9 protein-coding genes and 1 pseudogene are annotated in these 11,527 nt (G+C 35.6%); all 10 read left to right on the forward strand.

Annotation, left to right across the window (positions count from 1 at the left end; translation table 11 throughout):
- Positions 1-57: 57 nt before the first annotated feature.
- A complete protein-coding gene (coaBC, locus tag ACEWK1_RS21595; RefSeq protein ID WP_212134481.1) occupies positions 58-1,269 on the forward strand; it encodes a bifunctional phosphopantothenoylcysteine decarboxylase/phosphopantothenate--cysteine ligase CoaBC in 1,212 nt (403 codons plus the stop codon).
- On the forward strand, positions 1,269-3,686 hold the full coding sequence (gene priA, locus ACEWK1_RS21600; RefSeq protein ID WP_121661364.1) for a primosomal protein N': 2,418 nt from the start codon (positions 1,269-1,271) through the stop codon (positions 3,684-3,686). Before coaBC ends, priA begins: the two co-directional genes overlap by 1 nt.
- A gap of 149 nt (positions 3,687-3,835) precedes the next feature.
- The gene (def, locus tag ACEWK1_RS21605; protein WP_212134483.1) at positions 3,836-4,318 is read left to right on the forward strand and encodes a peptide deformylase; all 483 of its coding nucleotides are present in this window, start codon (positions 3,836-3,838) and stop codon (positions 4,316-4,318) included.
- Positions 4,319-4,323: 5 nt separating this feature from the next.
- On the forward strand, positions 4,324-5,283 hold the full coding sequence (fmt, locus tag ACEWK1_RS21610; RefSeq protein ID WP_212134485.1) for a methionyl-tRNA formyltransferase: 960 nt from the start codon (positions 4,324-4,326) through the stop codon (positions 5,281-5,283).
- Entirely contained in the window at positions 5,252-6,604 is a 1,353-nt protein-coding gene (gene rsmB, locus ACEWK1_RS21615) for a 16S rRNA (cytosine(967)-C(5))-methyltransferase RsmB (protein WP_212134487.1), read from the forward strand. The genes fmt and rsmB overlap by 32 nt, the downstream gene beginning before the upstream one ends.
- Positions 6,583-7,704, forward strand: coding sequence for a 23S rRNA (adenine(2503)-C(2))-methyltransferase RlmN (gene rlmN / locus ACEWK1_RS21620; protein WP_212134489.1), 1,122 nt, complete (start codon positions 6,583-6,585; stop codon positions 7,702-7,704). The genes rsmB and rlmN overlap by 22 nt, the downstream gene beginning before the upstream one ends.
- Positions 7,705-7,709: 5 nt before the next feature.
- On the forward strand, positions 7,710-8,465 hold the full coding sequence (locus ACEWK1_RS21625) for a Stp1/IreP family PP2C-type Ser/Thr phosphatase (RefSeq protein WP_121664934.1): 756 nt from the start codon (positions 7,710-7,712) through the stop codon (positions 8,463-8,465).
- Positions 8,459-10,453: a Stk1 family PASTA domain-containing Ser/Thr kinase gene (gene pknB, locus ACEWK1_RS21630; RefSeq protein WP_121661369.1), complete on the forward strand. Its 1,995-nt coding sequence runs from the start codon at positions 8,459-8,461 to the stop codon at positions 10,451-10,453. Before ACEWK1_RS21625 ends, pknB begins: the two co-directional genes overlap by 7 nt.
- Positions 10,454-10,563: 110 nt before the next feature.
- A complete protein-coding gene (gene rsgA, locus ACEWK1_RS21635) occupies positions 10,564-11,448 on the forward strand; it encodes a ribosome small subunit-dependent GTPase A (RefSeq protein WP_212134492.1) in 885 nt (294 codons plus the stop codon).
- Position 11,449: 1 nt separating this feature from the next.
- Positions 11,450-11,527, forward strand: a pseudogene (locus ACEWK1_RS21640) (ribulose-phosphate 3-epimerase); the annotation flags it as partial.

An 11,527-nucleotide genomic window follows, 5' to 3' on the forward strand; every position in this document is an offset into this window, starting at 1 on the left:
GATATTTTTCAACCTAACAATTTAAACAATAAAATGATGTGAGTAGGTGGGGGAGTCATGTTATCAAGAAAAAAAATATTATTATGTGTAAGTGGGGGCATTGCTGTATATAAGGCTGCGGCATTAACTAGTAAATTGGTACAAGCTGGTGCAGAAGTAAAGGTTATTATGAGTGATTCAGCCATTGAGTTTGTTTCACCTTTAACATTTCAAGCACTTTCAAGAAATGATGTGTATTATGACACTTTTGATGAAAAAAATTCAAAAGTTATTGCTCATATAGACCTTGCAGATTGGGCAGATCTTGTTCTTGTAGCTCCAGCGACCGCAAATATTATTGGGAAACTTGCTAATGGGATCGCTGATAATATGTTGACCACAACATTATTAGCTACCACAGCAAATGTGTGGATCGCCCCAGCAATGAATGTACATATGTACGACCATCCAGCTGTACAGAAAAATATCCAAACACTTTACGAATTTGGATACCGTTTTATTGAGCCTAGTGAAGGTTTTTTAGCTTGTGGATATGTAGGGAAAGGTAGATTAGAAGAACCTGAAAAAATAGTCTCTTTGTTGACGAATTTCTTTGAACAAAAGGAGTTTGGAACGCCATTAAGTGGATTTAACATAATGGTAACTGCTGGTCCAACGAGAGAAAAGGTAGATCCCGTAAGATATTTTACGAATCATTCTACAGGTAAAATGGGCTATTCAATTGCTGAGGAGGCTGCAAAGCTTGGAGCAAATGTAACGCTAATAACAGGACCGACTTCATTAACACCACCACCAAATGTTACAACAATTAAAATTGAATCAGCACAAGAGATGTATGAGCAAGTAATTAAACGTTATCCGAACATAGATGTTGTTATCAAGTCAGCTGCTGTGGCAGATTACCGACCAATAAACATACATGAGCAAAAGCTAAAAAAACAAAATGAAAATTTAACAATTGAACTTGCTAAAACGACAGACATCCTTAAAGAGCTAGGACAGAAAAAATCACATCAATTGTTAGTAGGGTTTGCCGCAGAGACAAATGATCTTGATGTGTATGCCAAAAAGAAATTGGCAACTAAAAACCTTGACTTAATTGTGGCTAATAATGTCACAACGGAAGGAGCAGGGTTTGGAACAGACACAAATATTGTGACAATTTATGATAAATCCTTAAACAAAATGGAACTTCCACTTATGTCAAAAAAAGAAGTGGCTAAAAACATACTATTAAAAGTTAATGACATGCTAAAGGATGTTAAATGATGAAGTATGCGAGTGTAATCGTTGATGTTCCTTCAATGCAAACAGATCGGTCCTTTGATTATAAAATACCTGAAGAGTGGCAAGGCTTCTTAACACCAGGTATGCGGGTCGTTGTACCGTTTGGCCCAAGAAAGGTCCAAGGTTTTGTAGTTGAGACAAAAGAACATTCTGATTTTAAACGTTTAAAATCGATTACTGAATGTCTGGATTTAACGCCTTGTTTAACAAAAGAGCTATTACAGGTTGGTCACTGGTTAACAGAAAAAACACTATGTTTTAAGATCTCTGCCTTTCAAGCCATGCTACCAGCCGCTATGAAGGCGAAATATGAAAAGGTGTTATCTCTAACACAAGATGAACATTTTCTTAACATTTCTGATCAATTAAAACCATTTTTTCAAAAACAAAGTCAAGTTGATTTTAAAGAGATCGAACAAGCTGTCTCTTTAAAAACGATACAAAAAGATATTGAAAATGGGTATGTGGAGCTTATCTATAAAGTAAAACAAAAGGGAAATAAAAAAAGAATTAAAATGATTAATCTTAATGTTTCATTTTCCGAGTTGGAAGATAAGATGAATAACATACCTGTTAACGCTAAAAAGCAATTAGAAGTGTTGCAATATTTTAAAGATCACGAAGTGAAGACGATTACTTTACAAGATTTATTAGCAGCAACGAATGTATCAGATGCCTCTGTTAAAGCATTAATTGCAAAAGAAATTTTAAGTGAAAAATATCAAGAGGTTTATCGTGACCCCTATCAAGACCGTGAATTCAAGAAAACAAATGCTCTTTTATTGAATGATGAACAACAGCAAGCGATTATGCCTATTCTATCTTCAATAGAAGAAAATGAACATCATGTATTTCTAATGTATGGGGTAACAGGAAGTGGAAAAACCGAGGTATATCTTCAATCGATTGAAGAAGTGTTGAAAAATGGAAAGGAAGCGATCGTCCTAGTTCCAGAAATTTCGCTCACACCACAAATGGTAAATAGATTTAAAGGAAGATTTGGTTCAAAAGTGGCTGTTCTTCATAGTGGACTTTCAACAGGAGAAAAATATGATGAATGGAGAAAAATACAGCGTAAAGAAGTTCAATTAGTTGTAGGTGCCAGGTCGGCGATTTTTGCTCCATTTGAAAACCTAGGTATGATTATTATTGATGAAGAACATGAATCAAGTTATAAACAAGAGGAGAATCCTCGATATCATGCTCGAGATGTCGCCATTTATCGGGCTAGAAATCACCATTGTCCGGTTGTACTAGGTAGTGCAACACCAACGTTAGAATCATTTGCTCGTGCTCAAAAAGGTGTGTACAAGCTTCTTTCTTTAAAAGAGCGTGTGAATAAAAGGTCGATGCCAACTGTTGATATTGTTGACATGAGAGAAGAATTGCGAAATGGAAATCGTTCAATGTTTTCAACCTCTTTAATAGAAAAGTTAACTGAAAGACTAGAAAAGGGTGAGCAATCAGTCTTATTTCTGAATAAAAGAGGTTACTCCTCGTTTGTTATGTGTCGTGACTGTGGGTTTGTCATTCAATGCCCACACTGTGATATATCCCTAACTTACCATAGATATGGGCAACAGCTTAAATGTCATTATTGTGGACATGAAGAACATATGCCAAACGTTTGTCCGGAATGTCAAAGTGAACACATAAGATTCTTTGGAACAGGTACACAAAGGGTTGAAGAGGAATTGGTCAAGGTGTTACCAGAATCTCGGATTATCAGAATGGATGTTGATACAACTGGAAGAAAAGGTGCTCACGAAAAATTACTAACAAAGTTTGGAAATAAAGAAGCGGATATTTTACTAGGTACACAAATGATTGCAAAAGGCCTTGATTTTCCAGATGTAACATTAGTTGGAGTTTTAACTGCCGACACAATGCTACACTTACCTGACTTCCGAGCTTCTGAAAAAACATTTCAGCTATTAACACAAGTAAGTGGGAGAGCGGGAAGACATGAGCTTCCTGGTGAAGTTATCATTCAAACATATACACCAGAACATTATAGTATCCAATTAGCAAGTCAGTATGATTATGATGCTTTTTTTGAACAAGAAATGTTTCTTCGAAAATCCCATGCATACCCACCGTATTATTATTTAACACTTATAACAATTTCTCATCCAGAAATTACAAAAGTAGTTGCTGTAACGGAAAAAATCGTTCAGTACTTAAACAGAAATTTATCGAACACAACAAAAATCCTCGGACCAGTCGCATCACCTATCCCAAGGATCAAAGATAGATATCGATATCAATGCATGGTAAAATACAAACGGGAAAACAACTTACATGAGACTTTACGCAAAATCATTGATCATTTCCAGCAAGAAATGAGTTCAGATGATCTAGCGATTACGATAGATTTAAGTCCAAACACTATGATGTAATCCATACTTACTTAGCTATAAATAGCAATCATCAAGAATTATATATTTTAAGCAATACCCGAATGGTTGAATTCAGAAATACTCTGTTTCTACCATTCCATACATAATTAAATTTTAATAAAGATCTGTAAACGTTTGGAGGAATTTTTTTGGCTGTAAAACCAATTGTTATGTTTCCGGATGAGGTATTAGAAAGGCCGTGTGACAAAGTAACAGTTTTTGATAAAAAATTAACAAAGCTTTTAGCTGATATGTACGATACCATGATAGAAAATGATGGGGTAGGTTTAGCCGCACCACAGATAGGCATTTCTCAACAAATTGCGATTGTTGATATAGATGATCACCACGGAACAATCGAGTTAATTAACCCTGAAATAATAGAGCATCGTGGTAAGCAAACAGGTCCTGAAGGATGTTTAAGCTTTCCAGGTTTATTTGGCGAAGTAAGCCGGGCGGATTATGTAAAAGTTCGTACATGTAATCGTAAAGGAAAAGTGAAAGTAATCGAGGCTGAAGGGTTTCTTGCTCGGGCGATTCAACATGAAATGGATCACTTAGAGGGAATTTTATTTACATCAAAAGTAGAAAAATATTTAGACGAAGAAGATCTTGAAAATGCGGAAGGATGAACGTAATGACAAAAATTGTTTTTATGGGAACACCTGATTTTTCTGTTCCGGTTTTAAGAAGTCTGGTTGAAGAGGGCTATAATGTTGTAGGAGTTGTTACTCAACCTGATCGACCAAAAGGAAGAAAGAAAACATTAACTCCTCCTCCTGTTAAAGTTGAAGCTGAAAAACATAATATTAAGGTTCTTCAACCAGAAAAAATACGTCATGAAGTTGAAACTGTTTTAGAATTGGAACCAGATTTAATTGTAACAGCTGCTTTTGGCCAAATTTTACCTAAAGAGCTTTTAGAAGCCCCTAAACATGGATGTATTAATGTTCATGCTTCACTATTACCAGAATTAAGAGGTGGAGCACCAATTCATTATTCGATCTTACAAGGGAAAACTAAAACAGGTATTACCATCATGTATATGGCTGAAAAGCTGGATGCTGGCGATATTTTAACACAAGCTGAAGTGGAAATTGATGAAAAGGATACAGTAGGTACTCTTCATGACAAACTTAGTGAAGCAGGAGTTAAGCTCTTAATAGATACTATTCCACCACTATTAGAAGGAAAAATAGAACCGCAAAAGCAAGATGATTCTAAAGCTACTTTTGCTTCTAATATTAAAAGGGAACAAGAAAAGATTGATTGGACAAAGCCTGGAGAGGAAATATATAACCAAATAAGAGGACTTAACCCATGGCCTGTTGCGTTCACTAGCTTTCAAGATCAACCATTAAAAATATGGTGGAGTGAGAAGGTGGTAAATAAAAATGAATCCACACCAGGAACGATTATTGGATTTGACCAAGATGGGTTTGTTGTTGCAACAGGAAATGATACTGCGATAAAAATAACGGAATTACAACCTTCAGGTAAAAAAAGAATGCGTGGGGAAGATTATTTAAGAGGGACCACAATGACAGTTGGTGAGAAATTAGGCGATGAAGATGAAAAACAAAATGACCGTACGTGATGTGGCTGTTGAAACATTACTTCAAATCGAGAAAAATCAAGCATATAGTAACTTACTTTTAAATTCTATGATAAAGAAATATCAAGTAAATACAAAAGATATTTCTTTATTAACTGAAATTGTATATGGAACTTTACAACGAAAAGATACCCTTGATTATTATTTAGAGAACTTTTTAAAGAAATCAAAAAAAATCGATGCGTGGGTAAGAATTTTGCTTCGCATCTCGGTTTATCAAATGGTTTATCTGGATCGTGTACCTGAGCGAGCAATTTTTTTTGAAGCAGTAGAAATTGCTAAAAAAAGAGGTCATAAGGGAATCTCTTCTTTTGTCAATGGTGTACTAAGATCGCTACAAAGAGAGGGTTTATCAGATATAAATCAGATTGCTGATCCTGTTGAAAGACTTTCGATTAAAACGAGTCACCCTAAATGGTTAGTAGAAAAGTGGATAGATCAGTATGGATATGAAGAAACAGAAAAAATGTGTGAAGCTAATTTAACACCACCATCACAAACTGCCCGTGTAAATCAAACAAAAATGACTGTTGATGAACTAATGAAGACATTAAACCAAAATGGTGTAGGTGTAGAACATGGTGATCTAGCAGTTGATGCAATTAAAGGGACAAAAGGAAACCTTGCTTTGACTGATGCGTTCTCTGAAGGGTTTTTAACGATTCAGGATGAAAGTTCAATGCTGGTTGCAAGAGCGCTGAATCCACAAATTGGTGAAACAGTTTTAGATGCTTGTGCTGCACCTGGAGGAAAGTCTACTCATATAGCTGAAAGAATGGAAGGAACAGGTACTGTTCACTCATTGGATTTACATGAGCATAAAGTAAAGCTAATTAAACAACAAGCAGACAGACTTGATTTAACAAATATTCAAGCAGAGGCTTTAGACAGTAGACTTGCAGGAGACCGTTTTGAAAAAGATAAGTTTGACCGAATTTTAGTAGATGCGCCATGCTCGGGATTTGGTGTTATTCGAAGAAAGCCGGATATAAAATATACAAAATCTCCTGAAGATGTTCTAAAGCTTGCTGAGTTACAGAAAAATATCTTACATGCTGTTGCCCCTTTATTAAAAAGTAATGGTGTGTTAGTTTATAGTACATGTACAATTGACCGAGAAGAAAACACGGATGTTATTCAATCATTCTTAAAAAATCATCCTGAGTTTGAACTTGATCAGGGTGCAATTCATCATTTTCCTGAAAAACTTCATCCATATTTTAAGGGTGGAGAAGTACAACTGTTACCACATTACTTTGGAACAGACGGATTTTATATAGTATGTTTACGAAAGAAGGGTTAAAATTGGAACAAGCAAAAGCAACGAGGATTAAAAAAGACAACTTAGAGAAGAAGAGCAACCCATCCATTTATTCTTTAGAACTTCATGAGCTTGAAGATTGGCTAAAAGATCATGGAGAAAAAGCGTTCAGAGCGAACCAGATTTTTGAATGGCTATATACAAAGCGTGCAACAAGCTTTGAGGATATGTCAAATCTCTCAAAGGGCTTAAGAACACTATTAAGTGAGAATTTTACTTTAACAACATTAAATACGTTAATTCAACAAACTTCAAAAGACGGGACAATTAAGTTTCTTTTTGAACTTCATGATGGATACTCTATTGAAACAGTTTTAATGAGACATGAATATGGGAATTCTGTATGTGTAACTACACAAGTTGGGTGTAGAATTGGTTGTACATTCTGTGCTTCAACTTTAGGTGGTTTAAAAAGAAATTTAGAAGCTGGTGAAATTGTTGCTCAAGTTGTAAAAGTTCAACAAGCCCTTGACGAATTTGAAGAGCGTGTCAGTCATGTAGTGATTATGGGAATAGGTGAGCCTTTTGATAATTATGATGAAATGATGTCATTTTTAAAAATTATTAATCATGATAAAGGCTTAAATATTGGAGCTAGACACATTACAGTTTCTACTAGTGGAATTATTCCGAAAATCTATAAGTTTGCTGATGAAAAGCTACAAATTAACTTTGCAATTTCTCTACATGCACCAAATACTGAGTTGAGAACTAAACTAATGCCGATTAATAAAGCATACAAGCTACCAGATCTTATGGAAGCAGTAAGATACTATGTAGATAAGACTGGACGACGTGTAAGTTTTGAATATGGATTATTTGGTGGAGAAAATGATCAGGTAGAGCATGCTGAAGAACTTGCACAATTAGTGAAAGGGTTAAAATGTCATATTAATTTAATACCAGTTAACTATGTACCTGAAAGAAATTATGTTCGTACACCAAAAGAGCAAATCAAACTATTTGAAGATACGCTTAAAAAGCACGGTGTTAATGTGACAACTAGAAGAGAACAAGGACATGATATTGATGCAGCGTGTGGCCAACTTCGAGCTAAGGAGCGTAAAGAGGAGACGAGGTGACCATTTTGGAACACATTTTTTTGACTGATAGGGGAAAGGTTAGACAACATAATGAAGATAGTGTTGGCGTGTTTGAAAATGAAACGGGGATATTAGCAATAGTAGCAGATGGTATGGGTGGTCATTTGGCTGGAGATGTTGCAAGTCAAATGACAATCTCTACTTTTAAGGAATTATGGGAACAAGCCCCAACAATTAATGGACCAAGTGATGCTGAAGCTTGGTTAACCGAAAAAGTCAAAGAAGTGAATAAAACTGTTTATGAGCATTCTCTAACTAATTCGGAATGTCAAGGAATGGGCACAACAATAGTTGGAGTCTTGGTTACACCTAATTTTGCCACCATCGGTCATATCGGAGATAGTCGCTGCTACCTTTTAAATAACAGTGGCTTTAAACAAGTTACCCAAGATCATTCACTTGTTAACGAATTGGTAAGATCAGGTCAAATTTCTAAGGAAGATGCAGAACATCATCCTCGTAAAAATGTTCTTTTAAGGGCACTTGGAACTGAACAAACGGTTGATCTTGATGTTAGAACAATTGAACTAGAGGAAAATGATGTGCTATTGCTTTGTTCTGATGGATTATCAAATAAAATATCTGACGAAACCTTGGAGCGTGAGTTACTTCATTCTAAAGATTTGTCTCATACGGCAAACCATTTAGTACAAATGGCAAATGATAATGGAGGGGAAGATAATATTTCCATTATCATGCTCAAAAAGTCGACAAATAAATTAGGTGAAGAACCGTGCTAATAGGAAAAAGAATTAGTGGTCGTTATAAAATTCTAGAAGTTGTAGGTGGCGGTGGCATGGCTAACGTTTACCTAGCCCGAGACATGATTCTAGAACGCGAAGTTGCAATGAAGGTGTTGCGCTTTGATTTTTCCAATGATGATGAATTTATTAAACGATTTAGAAGAGAAGCACAATCAGCAACTAGTTTGGCGCATCCAAATATCGTTAGTATATATGATGTTGGTGAAGAGGACGGTATTTATTATATTGTTATGGAGTACGTAGAAGGCCAAACTTTAAAACAATACATACAACAGTTTGCACCAGTTCATCCTAGAAAAGCAGTGAATATTATGGTGCAAATTGCATCGGCCATTCAGCATGCACATGATAATCAAATTATTCATAGAGACATAAAGCCGCACAATATTCTTATTGACCATCATGGAAATGTGAAGGTAACAGATTTTGGAATTGCTACAGCGTTGAGTTCAACGACCATAACACAAACAAATTCGGTATTAGGCTCGGTTCACTATTTATCACCTGAACAAGCTAGAGGTGGACTGGCTAATAAAAAATCAGATATTTACTCTATTGGTATTGTTTTATTTGAGTTATTAACTGGACGATTGCCGTTTGATGGAGAATCAGCTATCTCAATTGCCCTTAAGCATTTGCAATCAGAAACTCCATCCCCTAAAAGATGGAATCCTGACATACCTCAAAGTATTGAAAACATAATTTTAAGATCAACGGCTAAGGATCCTTTTCACCGTTATGATTCAGTAGAAGAAATGGAAAAGGATCTTGAAACAGCCTTTGATGTTAGTAGAATTTCTGAGGAACGTTTTTCTATACCTGAAGATGATGAAGCTACCAAGGCTATACCAATCATTACAAATGAGAACTTTAATGAACATAAGGTAGAAGACACCATTGTCAGAAAACCTGTTACTAACGAGAATATTCATAATTTCAATCAGGAAGACAACGGTAAAAAAGAAAAAAAGCAAAAGAAACCGAAAAAGAAGAAAAGCAAGCTTGCTACCTTTATCGTTTCAGTATTTTTGATTTTACTTGTTGCAGGTATAGCTGCTTTTACAATCATTCCTTCCTTTTTCCTTCCTAAGGATGTTGAGGTTCCGGACGTCACAGGAAAGTCCTACGAAGAAGCTGTAAACATATTGCTTGATAGTGGATTTGAAGTGGCGGATCCAGTGCTTGTAACAGACGAAGAGGTTGAAGAGGGGTATGTTATTAAAACAGAACCAACGGCAAATGAAATCATCAAGGAAGGCTCTACTATTACAATCTATGAAAGTATAGGAAAAGAAAAAGTGGTATTAGAGGATTATGTAGGGAGAAAAATTGACCGTATTACCTCTATTCTTGAAATGAAGGGCTTTACAGTAGAGGTTGTAAAGGAAGAATACAGTGAGACTGAACCTGCTGGTAACATTTTGTCCCAAAATCCTGAAATAGGAGAAGAAGTTGTACCAGAAGACACGGTGGTAGAATTTACGGTTAGTAAAGGGCCGAAACTAGTAAAAATAGAGGATTTGGTTGGGAAAACAAAGGAAGAAGTTAATAAATATATTTCAGAAACAGGGTTTAGTGTTAATGTTGATGATGAGTATTCTGCAGAAGTGGAGAAAGGATCACTCATCAGGCAAAGTCCAAAGGCCGGTACAGAAGTTGTACCAAAAGAAACAACATTAGAGGTTGTCTATTCTCTTGGCCCGGAGCCTAAGCCTTCTAAAACAGTAACAAAAACAGTAACAATTCCTTATGAAACGGAAGAAGAGGGCAAAGAGTTGGAAGTGAAGATTTCAATCGACGATGAAGAACACACTATTTCAGACGTATTTGAAACCTTTACGATTACTAGTCCTCGGGTAAAAACATTAGAATTTACAATCCCACCAAATGACAAAGCTTTTTATCAGATTACTGTGGATAATAAAATTGTAATAACTGAGACTATTCCGTATCCAGAGGAATAGAAATTAACGACGATTGAGAATTCTAACTAGCAAAGAGTTTTTTTAATGTTTGCATAGCCTTTAGTAAATATGCACTATAATTTATCGGAACACATCCAAGGAGGTTATCCATGCCACAAGGGAAAATTGTGAAGGCTCTTAGTGGTTTTTACTATGTTCAAGATCAAGAGAAATTAGTTCAGTGTAGAGGTAGAGGTGTCTTTAGGAAGAATAAGATTACACCTCTTGTAGGCGACGAGGTAAAATATCAAGCTGAAAATGACTTGGAAGGATATATTCTTGAAGTCTTTGAACGAAAAAATGAACTTGTAAGACCACCTATTTGTAATGTTGATCAGGCTATTCTTGTATTTTCTGCAGTAGAGCCTGATTTTAGTACAACGCTTCTTGATCGATTTCTTGTACTCATTGAAGCAAATGAGATCATTCCACTCATTGTTATTAGTAAAATAGATCTTATATCCTCTGAAAAAATAAGAGGAGAAGTTCAGTCTTATGCAAAAGATTATGAAAATGCAGGCTATACCGTCTTATTAACCTCAACGGTCGAATCAACAGTTGAAAATGATCTGTTACCATATTTAAATGACCATATTTCAGTTTTTGCAGGTCAATCAGGGGTGGGGAAATCTTCTTTATTAAATGTATTAAGACCTGATCTAGAATTGAAAACGAATGATATTTCTTCCCATTTAGGTCGAGGAAAGCATACAACAAGACATGTTGAACTTATTTCAGTAGGTACAGGTTTTGTAGCAGATACTCCTGGTTTTAGCTCATTAGATTTTACAGGTATTGAGGTAGAAGATCTTTCATACTGTTTCCCGGAGATGCGTGAACGAAGTAGTAGCTGTAAATTCAGAGGATGCACCCATGTCAAAGAACCAAAATGTGCAGTAAAAGAGGCTGTTGAAAAAGGAGAAATTCCACAATACCGATATGAGCATTACTTAACATTCGTAGAAGAGATAAAAGATAGAAAGCCGAGGTATTAATATGATAAAAATTGCTCCATCCATTTTATCGGCAGATTTTGCCAAATTGGGAGAGGAAATCAAAGATGTAGAAAAGGGA

This window comes from Metabacillus sp. YM-086, assembly GCF_048059995.1.
Taxonomy (GTDB): Bacteria; Bacillota; Bacilli; order Bacillales; family Bacillaceae; genus Metabacillus; species Metabacillus litoralis_B.